Genomic DNA, 14,582 nt, shown 5'->3' on the forward strand with positions numbered 1-14,582 from the left:
TGTAGTGATGGATGCTAAAAATAACTCCGACGGATGCAGCCCGCGCCAGTTTCTGCGACAATAGCCGCTTTTAGGACCTTGCGGATAGTGTGATGTCTGACCGTGATACACTCTTTTCAGCGCCAATTGATAAATTAGGCGACTGGACTTTCGATGAACGGGTGGCTGAAGTTTTCCCTGATATGATTCAGCGTTCAGTCCCCGGATACTCTAATATCATTTCAATGATAGGTATGCTGGCAGAACGTTTTGTCCGGCCAGATAGCCGTGTTTATGACCTTGGCTGCTCTTTAGGCGCAGCTACATTGTCGGTACGGCGTAATATTCATCATTCCGGCTGTGAAATTATTGCTGTCGATAACTCCCCGGCCATGGTGGAGCGTTGTCGACGGCATATTGATGCCTTCCGGGCACAGACCCCGGTTCAGGTCATCGAAGCCGATATTCGTCAGGTGGAAATCAGCAATGCTTCTCTGGTCGTCCTGAATTTCACCCTGCAGTTTCTCGACCCCGCTGAACGCCAGCTGTTACTGAATAAAATTTATCAGGGACTGCTGCCGGGGGGAGCACTGGTTTTGTCTGAAAAATTCAGTTTCGACGACCAGACGATGGGTGAGTTGCTGTTCAATATGCATCACGATTTCAAACGCGCTAACGGTTACAGTGAGCTGGAAATCAGTCAGAAACGCAGCATGCTGGAAAACGTGATGTTGACGGACAGTGTCGCAACCCATAAGTCACGGCTGGCAAAGGCCGGATTCGGGCATGCAGAACAATGGTTTCAGTGTTTTAATTTTGGCTCTCTTGTGGCAATAAAATGATTGATTTTGGACGTTTTTATCAGCAAATCGCGACCGGCCCGTTAGCTCCGTGGCTCGAAGTATTACCGGCACAGCTGAGCCAATGGCAGCGTGAGAATCTTCACGGGCACTTTCGCCAGTGGAAAAAGGCCATCGATCATCTGCCTCAGTTGACACCTGAACGCTGCGATCTGCAAAACAGCGTCACAGCCGACAGTGACAATCTGACTCCCCGCCAGCGCCAGGGAATCGAAACTCTGCTGCGCCAGTTAATGCCCTGGCGTAAGGGCCCTTATTCGTTGTATGGCACCCATATCGATACCGAATGGCGCTCTGACTGGAAGTGGCAACGTGTGTTACCCCATATCTCCCCGCTAGCCGGCCGCACTGTACTTGATGTGGGTTGCGGCAGTGGTTATCACATGTGGCGAATGCTGGGTGAAGGTGCAGCGCAAGTGGTGGGTATTGACCCAATGCAACTGTTTTTGTGCCAGTTCGAAGCGGTACGCAAGTTACTCGGCGATGATAACCGCGCACATCTGTTACCTGTCGGGATCGAACAACTGCCGGAACTGAATGCCTTTGATACTGTTTTTTCAATGGGCGTGCTGTATCATCGCCGTTCGCCGCTCGATCATCTGATGCAGTTAAAAAATCAACTGGTCAGCGGCGGTGAACTGGTTCTGGAAACCCTGGTTGTCGAAGGCGATGAACATACCGTCCTGGTGCCTGGCGAACGCTATGCTCAGATGCGTAATGTCTATTTCCTGCCTTCTGCGGCAGCACTGAAAAACTGGCTTCAGAAAAGTGGTTTTGTCAATGTACGCATCGTTGATCATGCGGTGACTTCGACCGAAGAACAGCGTCGCACCGAATGGATGACCAGTGAGTCGTTAGCGGAATTTCTTGATCCCGACGATCAGCAACTGACCGCAGAAGGCTACCCTGCTCCGTTGCGTGCTGTGCTGATCGCCAGTAAGCCGTGAATACAGGTAACCGGCGAGTGCCGGTTACTGCATCATACTCTTCATTGCGGCAACCATTTCACCATCCACCACATAGCGGGTAAACTCGTCTTCCGCTGAAACAGAACTCATGCTGACCCCGGCTTTACGATAATGCATTGGCGAGGTGACCGGTTTGCTGGCTGAACTGTGAATCTCGGTCAGACCCGCACCGGTAAAGCGATGCAGATTACTCAGTCTGACGCCTGAGCCCGCCATAATCACCGGGCCCCGGCTACGGGTGTTAAGCTCAGCCAGCAAAGCCAGGCCATTTTCTGCGCGCTCCTGTTGGCCGGATGTCAGTATCCGTGTTACCCCAAGATCGGTCAGTTCTTCCAAAGCCCGGTAGGGATTCTGGCATAGGTCAAATGCGCGATGGAAAGTCACCGGAATGCCGCCACACAACGCCATAATCTGCTGCATCCGCGGTATGTCAATGTGGGCGTGCTGGTCGAGAATACCAACGACCAGCCCGGCGAAACCGAATTCTTTTACCCTGGCGATATCCGATTTTATGGCACGAAATTCAGACTCACTGTAACAAAAGTCACCGCCACGGGGGCGGATAATCGGATGTACCGGTACTGAAACCTGTGTTATCACTTCCTGTAGTACGCCCAGTGACGGGGTCAGTCCACCTTCATGAGGCGCAGCGCAAAGCTCGATACGGTCTGCTCCGGCCTCAGCGGCCTGTATTGCACAATCCGGACCGTAACAACAGATTTCCAACGTAGCCATGACCCTCTCCTTATCAAATGTCGTTGCGTCTGTAGCATTATAAGTAACGGCGCCCACTCACCTGTAAGCTAACCGTTTAACATGACGGCTAATAATGACACCGGATCACGAGGAAAGGGGCGACCAGTATCACAGTGATAGCGATAAAAGGTGAAAATTCATAGAAAAAATAGAGAGCTGCTGTAAAACTCCGAGTGGATTATCGTCATATTTCGCGGGACGTGTCACGGCCAGACGCTGACAAAATACTATCGGAGACAGGACTCCTTCCCTGCTCCGGAGACAATGACTCAATGCGGCTGCTCGCTGGCGACAATCTGTTCCAGGCTGTAGGGGTGAAACTTAATGGTGGTCTTCCCATCTGTGACCGCCAGAGTGGGATTCGGCAAACAATCGTGACGCGCGGCGGGACTGCTGGTTTTAAATGATATTTCGGGGTGAGTCAGCCCCTGGTCGGCAATCAACTCCATAGCCCGCTGGCCAAGAGACTCTGGATCTCCGGCCAGCACCACTTCAATATGTTCCCAGCCTTCGTGCGGATAGTGTTTATTACCGGGCCAGGGCAGCTCGATAATATGAATTTGCCAGCTCAGTAAACGCAATGGTTGATGCAGCCTGAACAGGCAAACCGGGCGTTGATTGATTTCAGCGCGGGAAAACATTTCACCCAGTTGCGAAAAACCGGCTGCCCAGCGTTCAGCCGTGGCTATCTGGTGACAACGGACCGAGATGTGGTCAGGCTGTAAGTTCGCCAGCGACAGACCCAGACGATGACCAAGATGACTGAGGTCACCGGCAAAACGTTGCAGATCATCCGCAAGGTCCGGCAGCAACCGGGCAAAAGAAGCTATATCGCTCATAGTATTCCATCAATAATAAAAAACCGCGCCGCTATTTTTACGGTTCCTCTGTCACATGTAAAGCCTGGCCGTGAAACCCTGGCGACAGCTTCTGTCCGTGGATTCTATCAGACTGCTGACGTCTGCCGGGCTTTCACGTATACTGCCCGACTCAATTTCGATGACTGCCTCTAATGTTATCTGCAACAGCCTGTTGCAGACTCGCTAAGAGGTGGTCACAGCTTATGAAGGTAATTCGGTGAATATTCAGGCTATTCTCTCAGAAAAAATCAGTCAGGCAATGATTGCAGCCGGCGCACCTGCCGACTGTGAAGCACAGGTTCGTCAGTCCGCAAAAGCACAGTTTGGTGACTATCAGGCCAATGGAATTATGGCTGTTGCCAAGAAACTGGGTCAGGCTCCGCGACAACTGGCAGAACAGGTGCTGAGTCATCTTGATTTGAATGGAATTGCCGCGAAAACCGAAATCGCCGGTCCGGGATTTATTAATATTTTCCTGGATCCGCAGTGGCTGGCCGCTCAGGCTGAGCAAGCGCTGGCTTCTGATAATCTGAATGTCGCCCCGGTCAAACCACAGACCATCGTGATTGACTATTCTGCACCTAACGTGGCGAAAGAGATGCATGTTGGCCACTTACGCTCAACGATTATTGGTGATGCTTCGGTCCGTACCCTGGAATTTCTTGGGCACAATGTCATCCGCGCTAACCATATCGGTGACTGGGGAACCCAGTTCGGTATGCTGATAGCTTTCCTGGAAAAGAAACAGCAGGAACAACAAACAGAGATTGCCCTGTCCGACCTTGAGGCTTTTTATCGCGAAGCTAAACAACTGTATGATCAGGATGAAGTTTTTGCTGAACGTGCCCGGGGATATGTCGTCAAACTGCAGGGTGGGGATGAATATTGTGCGAAGATGTGGAAAAAACTGGTGGATATCACCATGGCGCAAAATCAGCACAATTATGACCGTCTGAATGTCAGTCTGACCCGCGACGATGTGATGGGCGAAAGCCTGTATAACCCGATGCTACCAGGGATTGTCGCAGATCTTGAGCAAAAAGGTCTGGCGGTTGAAAGTGAAGGTGCCGTCGTGGTTTATCTGGATGAGTATAAAACCAAAGAAGGTGAACCTATGGGGGTTATCATCCGTAAAAAGGATGGCGGCTACCTGTATACCACCACAGACATTGCCTGCGCCAAATACCGTTATGAAACCCTGAAAGCGGATCGTGTACTCTATTACATTGATTCTCGTCAGCATCAACATCTGATGCAGGCCTGGACCATTGTCCGCAAGGCGGGTTATGTGCCGGAAAGTGTGCCACTCGAACACCATATGTTCGGCATGATGTTGGGCAAAGATGGTCGTCCGTTCAAAACCCGCGCAGGGGGCACCATCAAACTGGCCGATCTGCTGGATGAAGCACATGAACGTGCCCTGAAACTGGTTAGTGATAAAAATCCGGAAATGCCACCAGCAGAGTTGCAACAGCTGGCGGAAGTTATCGGGATTGGTGCGGTGAAATATGCCGATCTGTCGAAAAGTCGTACCACTGACTATGTGTTCGACTGGGACAATATGCTGGCATTTGAGGGTAACACTGCCCCTTACCTGCTGTATGCCTATACCCGTGTGCTGTCAGTTTTCCGTAAAGCGGGCATCAGTGCACTGGCGACCGAAGGTAAGATTATTCTCGGTGAACCCCGTGAAACTGCGTTGGCTACCCGACTGTTGCAGTTTGAAGAAACGGTATTACAGGTAGCCCGTGAAGGTACTCCGCATGTGATGTGTTCTTACCTTTATGAACTGGCGGTATTGTTCTCAGGTTTCTATGAACACTGTCCGATTCTTGCCGCAGAAGATGAAGCGACCCGCCAGAGCCGCCTGAAACTGGCCAGTCTGACGGCCAGAACGTTGAAAACCGGGCTGGATACTTTGGGTATTAATACCGTCGAACGGATGTAACTGCCGGCCCTGTGCTGTTGTGCAGGGTCCCGGATTGTCCGGCAGTCCCCTTATGGGATTGCCGGTAAGTCACCTGAATCTCCGCACTACTGACCCGCATCCCCGCCGGGATTACCGCCCTGCCTTCGTGACGAAATCGAAAGTAAAACGCCCCGCTGGAATGTCTGCCGTTGAACCCGCGACTGATTCCCCGTGCCGCATCGGTCAGCATACACTCCCTGCCACGGCATAACTGCGCCTGAAAACCTGCCGGTGCGGCCGCCGTTAACTGATAACGCCAACGGATACTGATAATGCGGATATCTGGCGGCAGGCTGATTCTGAACGGTAATGTGGCCACCCAACGCCCCCTGGCGGTCACGGCCGGCCCCGCCAGACGATCACCCACGCTGATATCGGCAGCCAACGTCATCCCGGGTAGCAGAGCTGCCAGCAGTACCATCACCCGCAACGTATTCACAGTGTATTGCCAATAGTCGCAGTCTGGCGGATCTGGCGATGTGCATTGACTTCGGCCGCCGACATCACCACCAGTTGCGGAAAACTGCGGCGTAAATAGCGGGAAAGCAACTGACGTAAGCCAGACTGAACCACCAGTACCGGAGTGACGCCCTGGGCTTCCTGACTGGCAATAGCAGCTGCCGTTTGTGTGGTCAGTTGTTCAGCCAGCCCTGGTTCCAGACCACTGCCACTCTGAATCACCTGTAGCAGCAGGGTTTCGGTAGCTGGCTGCAAGCCTATCACCAACATTTCGTCATTACCCGGAAACCACTGTTGGGTGATAGCCCTGCCAAGACCGATACGTACCGCGCTGGTGAGCTGATCACTGTCGGTCGTTACCGGACAGTGTTCTGCCAGTGTTTCAACGATGGTACGCATATCCCGTACAGAAACCTGTTCACTGAGCAAATTTTGCAGCACCTTATGCAGTGTGGTCAGGGTAATCAAGTCCGGAATTAACCCTTCCGTCAGTTTAGGCATTTCACGGCCAACCCGCTCAAGCAGCAGCCGGGCCTCTTCCCGGCCAAACAGTTCACTGGCGTACTGACTAATCAGATGATTCAGATGAGTAGCCACCACGGTACTGGCCTCTACCACGGTGTACCCGAGCGTCTGAGCCTGGTCACGCAGTGCAGTATCAATCCATTTAGCCTGCAGTCCAAACGCCGGGTCATGGGTCAACTCACCCGGAAGTTCTCCACTGGCCCCGCCTGGATTAATCGCCAGCCAGCGGCCTGGCCAGACATCCCCACGACCGATTTCTACGCCTTTCATAATGATACGATAACCGGAAGCCGACAGACTCAGATTGTCACTGATATGCACTGCAGGAGGTAAAAAGCCCATTTCCCGGGCAAACTTTTTGCGAATCCCCCGAATCCGGCCAGGCAAGTCGCCCTGTTGCAGTTCATCCACCAGCGGAATCAGCCGGTACCCCACTTCCATCGCCAGCGGGTCTTCCAGTGCCACATCATCCCAGCTGACATCAGTCACCGGCAGATCCCGGGGTTGCGTGCGTTGCTGCTGACGGCTGGCGGTTTGTTGCTCTTCCCGCCCTCTCAGCCACCAGGCAAGCAACAGTAATCCGGCGGTAAACAACAAAAACACCAGATTTGGCATTCCGGGAACAATACCTAATAGACCAAGTACGGCCGCACTTAACAACATCACCCGGGGATGACTGAATAACTGGCTCACCATCTGTTCCCCGACATTACTGTCGGTACTCACCCGGGTGACAATCACCCCTGCGGCTGTAGAAATAACCAAGGCCGGAATTTGTGCAACCAGACCATCACCAATCGTCAACAGGGTGTAGCTGGTCGCCGCCTGCCCCACATCCAGACCGTGCTGTACAACACCTACTAATAATCCCCCGATGATATTAATTACCATAATCAAAATTCCGGCAATCGCATCACCACGAACAAATTTACTGGCACCGTCCATCGACCCGTAGAAATCGGCTTCCTGGGTCACCTCATTGCGCCGGGCCTTGGCTTCATCTTCTCCAATCAGACCGGCATTCAGATCGGCGTCGATGGCCATTTGTTTGCCTGGCATACCGTCCAGTACAAAACGCGCCCCGACCTCGGCAATGCGTCCTGCACCTTTGGTAATCACCATAAAATTGATCACTACCAGTATGACAAACACCACGATTCCGATAGCAAAATTACCGCCGACCAGAAAATGACCAAAAGCTTCCACGACTTTACCTGCCGCCGCCGCACCGGTATGTCCCTGTAATAAAATGATTCGTGTCGAGGCAATATTCAGGGCCAGTCGAAGTAAGGTGGCGAACAACAAGACAGTAGGAAATGCGGCAAATTCCAGGGTTTTTCGGGTAAACATCGCCACCAGCAACACCATTACTGACAGGGCTATATTAAATGTAAACAACAGGTCGAGCACAAACGGAGGTAACGGCAGAACCATCATTGCCAGAATCATCAGAATCAGCACGGGTCCTGCCAGGACCTGCCACTCTACTTCACTCCAGCGTGCAGGCAGCCGTAGTTTCTTTGCCAGATTATCCATGCCGTGTAAACTCTCCTGTCATATCCATTTGTTGTGGTACCTGTAAATTTCGGGGGGCCGCCGGCCGGTTTCCGCCAACGCTTCTCCAGCGGCGAATTTGCCAGACCCAGGCCAGCACTTCCGCAACCGCGCCATACAATGCCCCGGGAATAAAATCCCCGGGCTCAGTATGGCGATATAACGCCCGGGCCAGTGTCGGTGCCTCAAGCAGTGGAATATGGTGCTGTCCGGCCAGTTGACGGATCCGGGCGGCCAGCTTGTCGCGCCCTTTAGCAACCACCTTAGGTGCATGCATCTTCCCTTCCTGATATTGCAGTGCAACAGCAAAGTGGGTCGGGTTAGTGACAATCACATCCGCTGTCGGAACTGCAGCCATCATCCTGCGTCTGGCAACCGCATGCATTTGCTGACGAATGCGGCTTTTCACGTGCGGGTCACCCTCCTGCTGTTTATATTCATCCCGCAGGTCCTGGCGCGACATCCGTAATTTTTTGTGATAGCTGTATAGCTGCCAGAACACATCAAACCCGACCATTGGAATCATACTGAGCACCACCCCTATGCCACAGAGCAGCACCAGTACCAGTCCCCGAGGAATGGCTTCACTGAGCGGTAATGCCAGCAATCCCATGAACTCATCCCAGTGACGGTACAAATAACTACCGGCCACAAAGCCACTGATGATAACTTTAAGTAATGCCTTGGTGAGTTCTGCTACCATCTGTCCACTGAATAAGCGCCCGAAACCGCTTAAGGGATTCATCCTGCCCGGATTAAATTTCAGGGATTTACTGCTGAGGGTGATGCCGCCTAACAGCATTGGCGCGGAAGCGGCTACCAGCATGACGCCGCACAGCACCGGCAGTATTGTCAGGCAACTCTGCCAGAGCAAACGAGTGCTTATCAGTAACAAATCGCCATCACGGATCCCAGGCTGGCCAAAATACAACCCACTACGCATCAGGGTTTTCATCGTCCGGGCCAACGGTTCGGCACTGATACGTAACAACAGCAAACCTGCCAGTAACATCAGCAATGAGGTCAGTTCGCGTGAACGGGGAATATCCCCCTCTTCACGGGCTTTTTCTATTCGCCGTGCACTGGGGTCTTCTGTTTTATCGTCCTTATCCTGATCTGCCACGGGTAGTACTCCTGAATGACGAAAATCAGAGCATGACAGAGTTCAGGAATGACTATTGTGTGTATATCCTGCGAAATTTCTGGCTATTCTGCCGATCAGCGGGCCACGTAATACCGCCCGCTGTTAGCGCCAAAAGTCAGAATCCCAGACTGTCCAGCAGGTCGTCCACCTGGTCCTGATTGGCGATAACCCCGCTGGCATTACTGTCAATCTGCGGACCATTAAGTAAGCTGTCTTTACCGGTGGTTGATGGAATGACTGAATCGGGAATGTTCTCCAACAACACCACCAATAACTGGCGTTCGATTTCCTGAATGACTTCCATCATGCGTTTTATAACCTGACCGGTAAGATCCTGAAAATCCTGGGCCATCATAATTGACAGTAATTGTTGATTAGTAAAGGCAGTGTGGTCCGGAACCTCCCCCAGGAACTGACGGGTATCTGTCACCAGTTGTCGGGCTTCGGTGAGTTCAATTGGATCAGCAAACCATTGATCCCACCGGCCCGATAATGCCGTCGCCTGCTGCTGTAACTGTTCCTGATGGGGTTGTGCCGCTTCCACACAGCTTAATGCCCGATCAGCAGCCTGGGCTGTCATCTGTACCACATAATCGAGCCTGTCTCTGGCATCAGGAATGGCTTCCGCAGCATCGGCAATAGCCTGTTCGAGGCCCATCTCGCGCAGATTATCCCGTAACATCCGTGTCAGCGCCCCCACTTTAGTGACAATGTCACGCACCGATTTGTCATTATCTGGCAGTGGAATATGGCTCATGAGTGCCCCCTAAATACCCAGTTTTTCGAAAATTTTATTTAGCTTCTCTTCCAGAATGGCGGCCGTAAATGGCTTAACCACATAGCCGCTGGCACCCGCCTGTGCAGCGGCGATAATATTCTCTTTCTTGGCCTCGGCGGTCACCATCAGTACCGGCATGTCAGACAATTTTTCGTCGGCACGAATGCGGTGTAGCAATTCAAGACCGTCCATATTGGGCATATTCCAGTCGGTGATGACAAAATCAAATGCACCTGCCTGCAGTTTATGCAGAGCATCTGCACCGTCTTCTGCTTCTTCAACATTGGTGTATCCAAGTTCCTTTAGTAAATTACGCACGATACGTCGCATCGTATTAAAATCATCAACCACCAGAAAATGTAAATTACTGTCCGCCATGGCACTTTCCTTTGAGTTTTTCCAGTTAACTAAATACGGAGCGATTGTCCGTGACTGATGTGCAGCAGCATCTGCTGGCTAATTTTTTCGAGATCGACCACATCACAGGCGGCTTCCAGCAATATTGCCTCCCGGGGCATGCCAAAGACTACGCAGGTAGACTCACTCTGGGCGATGGTCCAGGCATTCGCCTGGCGCATCTTCAGTAACCCGGCAGCACCATCGTTGCCCATTCCGGTCAGGATCACCCCAACGGCATTACGTCCTGCATGACGTGCCACCGAGTCAAACAACACATCGACCGACGGTCGATGGCGATTAACCGGTTCCCCTTCATTCAGCCTTATCTGATAATTTGCCCCACTGCGTCCCAGCTGCATATGCATCGATCCCGGGGCAATGTAGGCATAGCCGGGCAAGACCCTCTCACCCTCTTCGGCTTCTTTCACCGTGATCTGGCAGATACGGTTCAGACGTTCAGCAAATGAATGAGTAAAACCCGGGGGCATATGTTGGGTAATCAGCACGGCCGGAGAGGCTGCCGGTAAAGTTTCAAGGACTAACCTTAGCGCTTCTGTACCACCGGTCGACGAACCGATGGCGATAAGTTTTTCACTGCTCAGGATAGGAGTCGTGCTCAGGACCTTTGGAACGGCGCCGGCTACTGGACGATACAGCCGTGCACGGGCAGCAACACGGATTTTTTCGGCAATCACCTGACAGTAAGCCAGCATGCCCTCCCGTAATCCCAACTGGGGTTTGGTCACAAAATCCACCGCGCCTAGTTCCAGGGCGCGCAGAGTCACCTCTGATCCTTTCCCCGTCAGGGAAGAAACCATGATCACTGGCATTGGACGCAACCGCATCAGTTTTTCCAGAAACTCCAGCCCGTCCATACGAGGCATTTCAACATCCAGAGTAAGCACGGCAGGGTTAAACTGTTTAATCAGCTCACGAGCGACCAACGGATCAGGTGCTGTGGCAACCATTTCCATATCGGGCTGGCTGTTGACGATTTCGGTCATCAGCTGGCGCATTAATGCCGAATCATCGACACTCAGCACAGTAATTTTACTCATTGCCTTTCCTTAGCAAGACTGTAAACCGTCTTACCTCGTAACCAAAAATCCTTACTGATCTGACTAAAGTTTTCAGAATGGCCGGCAAACAGCAGGCCGCCCGGTTTCAGGTAACGGACCATCTGTCGGAGAATGATTTCCTGCGTCGATTTATCGAAATAAATCATTATATTACGGCAAAATATCGCATCAAACTTCTCCGGGAGTTTCCAGTCAGGGCTGAGCAGATTGAGCTGGAAAAAATGCACCATATTACCCAGCTCGGGCCGGACCCGGACCTGCCCTTGTTGTGTGCCTTTTCCCTTAAGAAAAAATCGTTGTAATTGCTCCTGCGATAACACATCAAGAGATTCTTTGCTGTAAATCCCACGCTGTGCTTTCTCCAGCACCCGGGTGTCAATATCACTGGCACAGACCTGAAACTTTCCGGGCGCTGTCCCAAGAGTCTCAGCCAGGGTTATGGCGATGGAATAGGGTTCTTCGCCGGTGGAAGCCGCACAGCTCCATACCTGATAGCAACCCTGCCGCTCACGGGCATGTTCCGCCAGCAAAGGAAAGTGGTGAGCCTCACGAAAGAATGAAGTCAGGTTGGTGGTCAGGGCATTGATAAATTCCTGCCATTCACTGCTGTTCGGCTGACTTTCAAGCAGAGCCAGGTACTGACCAAAATCCTTCATCTGCAACAACCGTAACCGCCGCATTAACCGGTTGTAGACCATTTCCCGTTTATGTGAGGCCAGGACAATCCCCGCCCGTTGATAGATAAGCTGGCAAAGCCGCTGAAAATTGGCTTCAGACAACAGTAATTTTTGTGGCTGGGCGGTAACAGATTTTGTCTGTTGTACTGTGCTATTCGCTGGTTTTTCCATGAGTTTCTGACACCATCCTTTATGTCATACCACGGGGTTGAGGCCCCGTTTATGATGACTCTGACACTGAGCAATAAGCGGTCCGGGACGGATACCTGGCACTGCCAGGCACTCCCCGTGTTTTTCAAAAAGTTTCCCAGTTATCAGCCGCGTTGCCGGAATCCTGACCTCGTATTACTGGCGCCCTGAGGCCACTGTTGCCCGGAAGCAGTTTGACCTCATTTTCCGGCAACATCTGTCCGATATGGAAAACAGCTACCGCCTGTTTCAGTAAGCCTGCCTGTTCTTCCAGGGTGGCAGCAGCAGTCGCTGACTCTTCGACCAGAGTGGCGTTTTGCTGCGTGACCTGATCCATCTCGGTCACCGCGGTGCTCACCAGGTCAATACCCCGACTCTGTTCTTCGGATGCCGAAGCAATTTCCCCCATAATATCGGTGACCCGGGTGACTGCATTGACGATTTCGCCCATCGTCGTGCCTGCGTTCTCCACTAACTGTGAACCGGAGTCGATGCGGTTAACTGAGTCTTCAATCAGTATTTTAATTTCTTTAGCCGCCTGAGCACTGCGCTGAGCCAGATTACGGACCTCTCCGGCGACGACAGCAAAACCCCGCCCCTGCTCTCCGGCACGAGCTGCCTCCACGGCAGCATTCAGCGCCAGGATATTGGTCTGGAAGGCGATGCCATCAATCACGCTGGTAATATCGGCAATCTTTTTCGAACTGCCGGCAATGTCTTTCATTGTGGTGACAACGTTCTCGACGACCGATCCGCCATGTCGTGCCGTATCAGAGGCATTCAGTGCCAGTTGCGAAGCCTGACGTGCGTTTTCGGCATTTTGTTTTACCGTCGCCGTTAACTGCTCCATGCTGGAAGCCGTTTCTTCCAGAGAGGCCGCCTGTTGTTCGGTGCGGGCTGAAAGATCGGTACTGCCGTTAGCGATCTCACTGGCTCCGGAATAAATTGACTCTGAACTATCACGTACCATACCTACGGTATTTCTCAGTTCCTGCTGCATAAAACGGACTGTATTAAGCAGTTCACCCATTTCATTACTACTTTTCACTTCTATTGCATGGGTAAGATCGCCGTTAGCCACATGACGGATATGCTCGATACCCTGACGTAACGGTTTTAACAAAATACGGTGCATCCCCATCCATACCAGACCGACGACCAGTATCGTGACAATCAGTACGGCAACCAGCATCCATTCTGCTTGCTGAAAGTCATTGTTGCTTTGGTCAATTCCCTTGTCAGTCAGCTCATCATTACGTTTGATCCAAACGTTGTAGTTGTTTTCAAAAATTTTTTGCTTATCCAACACTGGCATATTCACGAAATCACCAATCCTTCCTTCATCCACCACCGCCAGTAAACTGAATAATCCTTCACGATAACTCTTATAACTTTTCTGCAGCTCCTGCTGCCGGGGATCCTTCAACCCACTCTCCGTCAGAGCACCGTTATAATTCTGATACTCTTCATCAGCCAGTTTCATCTGATCACTGGCATTCTTTAGCAAGCCTGTGACCAGCTTGCTGCGTTTCTGTTGATCCTCAACTTGCTGCGCAGTAATAGCCGCCAGACTAATATTATTTCTGGCTTCCAGTAAGGCGTTACTCATTCCGGTAATATATTGCTGTTGATCTCGCAGCACCTGACTAAACGAGAAATTTTCTTTGCTGTGCTTGAGCATCTGAAAAAAGATACCCCCACTCACTATCTGTAATATCGCCATCAGGCAAAGCACACATAACAGACTGGTGACGATTTTCATTCGACTGAACATAATGACCTCTGTAATAAGCATGACTCTGCTTATATCGGCCAACAAAAATAAATCTTTATTTCCTGACAACTATTATTTACAGAAATAAAAAAGACGACTCATGTCGCCTTTTAGCATTGTGTCCGGATATTTTTATCTGAGCGTATCTACCAGCGCCATTTCATCACTACTGAGTAATTTCTCAATATCAACCAGAATCAGCATCCTGTCTCCCCGGGCCCCCAATCCTGTCAGATATTCAGTGGCCAGAGTCACCGTGAACTCAGGGGCAGCGCGGATATCATCCTTACTGAGCGCCAGCACATCGGACACTCCGTCGACGACAATTCCCACTACCCTGTTTTTTAGATTAAGCACGATGACCACAGTATTTTCATTATAGGCAACATCATTTTGCAAAAATTTAATCCGCATATCTAAAATAGGGACAATAACACCACGCAGATTAGTTACCCCTTTAATAAAAGAAGGTGTATTTGCAATTCGGGTGACATGATCATAGCCTCTAATCTCCTGGACCTTCAGTATATCGATCCCATATTCTTCATCACCTAGCGTAAAGATCAGAAATTCCTGAGAGGCTATTTCTTCAGCTATCTTTTCCACATAAAC

Annotated in this window: 14 protein-coding genes; 3 read left to right on the forward strand and 11 right to left on the reverse strand. The window is 51.4% G+C overall.

The features are described from left to right. The first annotated feature begins 92 nt into the window (after positions 1-92). Positions 93-821 (forward strand): carboxy-S-adenosyl-L-methionine synthase CmoA, encoded by a 729-nt coding sequence (cmoA, locus tag HA49_RS05230; protein WP_038020984.1) that lies wholly within the window; start codon positions 93-95, stop codon positions 819-821. After that, positions 818-1,786 carry a tRNA 5-methoxyuridine(34)/uridine 5-oxyacetic acid(34) synthase CmoB gene (gene cmoB, locus HA49_RS05235; RefSeq protein ID WP_038020985.1) on the forward strand — a complete coding sequence of 323 codons (969 nt, stop codon included), beginning with the start codon at positions 818-820 and terminating at the stop codon, positions 1,784-1,786. Before cmoA ends, cmoB begins: the two co-directional genes overlap by 4 nt. A 24-nt stretch (positions 1,787-1,810) precedes the next feature. On the opposite strand, the gene cutC is transcribed toward cmoB, so the two are convergent. Both cutC and HA49_RS05245 read right to left on the reverse strand, forming a co-directional pair. Then, entirely contained in the window at positions 1,811-2,542 is a 732-nt protein-coding gene (gene cutC, locus HA49_RS05240; protein WP_038020986.1) for a copper homeostasis protein CutC, read from the reverse strand. 290 nt (positions 2,543-2,832) lie between these two features. Next, a complete protein-coding gene (locus HA49_RS05245; protein WP_156994555.1) occupies positions 2,833-3,402 on the reverse strand; it encodes a VOC family protein in 570 nt (189 codons plus the stop codon). Positions 3,403-3,640: 238 nt separating this feature from the next. Between HA49_RS05245 and argS the strand changes: the two genes are divergently transcribed. Then, on the forward strand, positions 3,641-5,371 hold the full coding sequence (gene argS, locus HA49_RS05250) for an arginine--tRNA ligase (protein WP_038020987.1): 1,731 nt from the start codon (positions 3,641-3,643) through the stop codon (positions 5,369-5,371). On the opposite strand, the gene HA49_RS20560 is transcribed toward argS, so the two are convergent. The 9 genes from HA49_RS20560 to cheW form a co-directional block, all read right to left on the reverse strand. Next, a complete protein-coding gene (locus HA49_RS20560; protein ID WP_156994557.1) occupies positions 5,349-5,831 on the reverse strand; it encodes a flagellar protein FlhE in 483 nt (160 codons plus the stop codon). The two genes, argS and HA49_RS20560, sit on opposite strands and share 23 nt — an antisense overlap. Continuing rightward, positions 5,828-7,912: a flagellar biosynthesis protein FlhA gene (gene flhA, locus HA49_RS05260; RefSeq protein ID WP_038020989.1), complete on the reverse strand. Its 2,085-nt coding sequence runs from the start codon at positions 7,910-7,912 to the stop codon at positions 5,828-5,830. The genes HA49_RS20560 and flhA overlap by 4 nt, the downstream gene beginning before the upstream one ends. Further along, on the reverse strand, positions 7,905-9,053 hold the full coding sequence (gene flhB / locus HA49_RS05265; RefSeq protein WP_038020991.1) for a flagellar biosynthesis protein FlhB: 1,149 nt from the start codon (positions 9,051-9,053) through the stop codon (positions 7,905-7,907). The genes flhA and flhB overlap by 8 nt, the downstream gene beginning before the upstream one ends. Before the next feature lie 136 nt (positions 9,054-9,189). Beyond that, positions 9,190-9,831, reverse strand: a complete 642-nt coding sequence (cheZ, locus tag HA49_RS05270) for a protein phosphatase CheZ (RefSeq protein ID WP_038020992.1) — start codon at positions 9,829-9,831, stop codon at positions 9,190-9,192. 9 nt (positions 9,832-9,840) lie between these two features. Beyond that, a complete protein-coding gene (gene cheY / locus HA49_RS05275; RefSeq protein WP_038020993.1) occupies positions 9,841-10,230 on the reverse strand; it encodes a chemotaxis response regulator CheY in 390 nt (129 codons plus the stop codon). Positions 10,231-10,259: 29 nt separating this feature from the next. Then, entirely contained in the window at positions 10,260-11,309 is a 1,050-nt protein-coding gene (locus HA49_RS05280; protein WP_038020994.1) for a protein-glutamate methylesterase/protein-glutamine glutaminase, read from the reverse strand. Continuing rightward, complete coding sequence (cheR, locus tag HA49_RS05285; protein ID WP_038020996.1) at positions 11,306-12,178, reverse strand: protein-glutamate O-methyltransferase CheR; 873 nt, start codon at positions 12,176-12,178, stop codon at positions 11,306-11,308. The genes HA49_RS05280 and cheR overlap by 4 nt, the downstream gene beginning before the upstream one ends. Before the next feature lie 124 nt (positions 12,179-12,302). Next, positions 12,303-13,970, reverse strand: a complete 1,668-nt coding sequence (locus HA49_RS05290) for a methyl-accepting chemotaxis protein (RefSeq protein ID WP_038022478.1) — start codon at positions 13,968-13,970, stop codon at positions 12,303-12,305. 132 nt (positions 13,971-14,102) lie between these two features. Next, complete coding sequence (cheW, locus tag HA49_RS05295) at positions 14,103-14,576, reverse strand: chemotaxis protein CheW (protein ID WP_245610156.1); 474 nt, start codon at positions 14,574-14,576, stop codon at positions 14,103-14,105. Positions 14,577-14,582: the final 6 nt, after the last annotated feature.

The organism is Tatumella morbirosei (genome assembly GCF_000757425.2).
Taxonomy (GTDB): Bacteria; Pseudomonadota; Gammaproteobacteria; order Enterobacterales; family Enterobacteriaceae; genus Tatumella; species Tatumella morbirosei.

What these genes read in the sequence shown, in the direction of transcription:
- cmoA (WP_038020984.1), top strand. Translation starts at nt 93, where the DNA reads ATGTCTGACCGTGATACACTCTTTTCAGCGCCAATTGATAAATTAGGC.
- cmoB (WP_038020985.1), top strand. Translation starts at nt 818, where the DNA reads ATGATTGATTTTGGACGTTTTTATCAGCAAATCGCGACCGGCCCGTTA.
- cutC (WP_038020986.1), bottom strand. Translation starts at nt 2,542, where the DNA reads ATGGCTACGTTGGAAATCTGTTGTTACGGTCCGGATTGTGCAATACAG.
- HA49_RS05245 (WP_156994555.1), bottom strand. Translation starts at nt 3,402, where the DNA reads ATGAGCGATATAGCTTCTTTTGCCCGGTTGCTGCCGGACCTTGCGGAT.
- flhA (WP_038020989.1), bottom strand. Translation starts at nt 7,912, where the DNA reads ATGGATAATCTGGCAAAGAAACTACGGCTGCCTGCACGCTGGAGTGAA.
- cheZ (WP_038020992.1), bottom strand. Translation starts at nt 9,831, where the DNA reads ATGAGCCATATTCCACTGCCAGATAATGACAAATCGGTGCGTGACATT.
- cheY (WP_038020993.1), bottom strand. Translation starts at nt 10,230, where the DNA reads ATGGCGGACAGTAATTTACATTTTCTGGTGGTTGATGATTTTAATACG.
- HA49_RS05280 (WP_038020994.1), bottom strand. Translation starts at nt 11,309, where the DNA reads ATGAGTAAAATTACTGTGCTGAGTGTCGATGATTCGGCATTAATGCGC.
- cheR (WP_038020996.1), bottom strand. Translation starts at nt 12,178, where the DNA reads ATGGAAAAACCAGCGAATAGCACAGTACAACAGACAAAATCTGTTACC.
- HA49_RS05290 (WP_038022478.1), bottom strand. Translation starts at nt 13,970, where the DNA reads ATGTTCAGTCGAATGAAAATCGTCACCAGTCTGTTATGTGTGCTTTGC.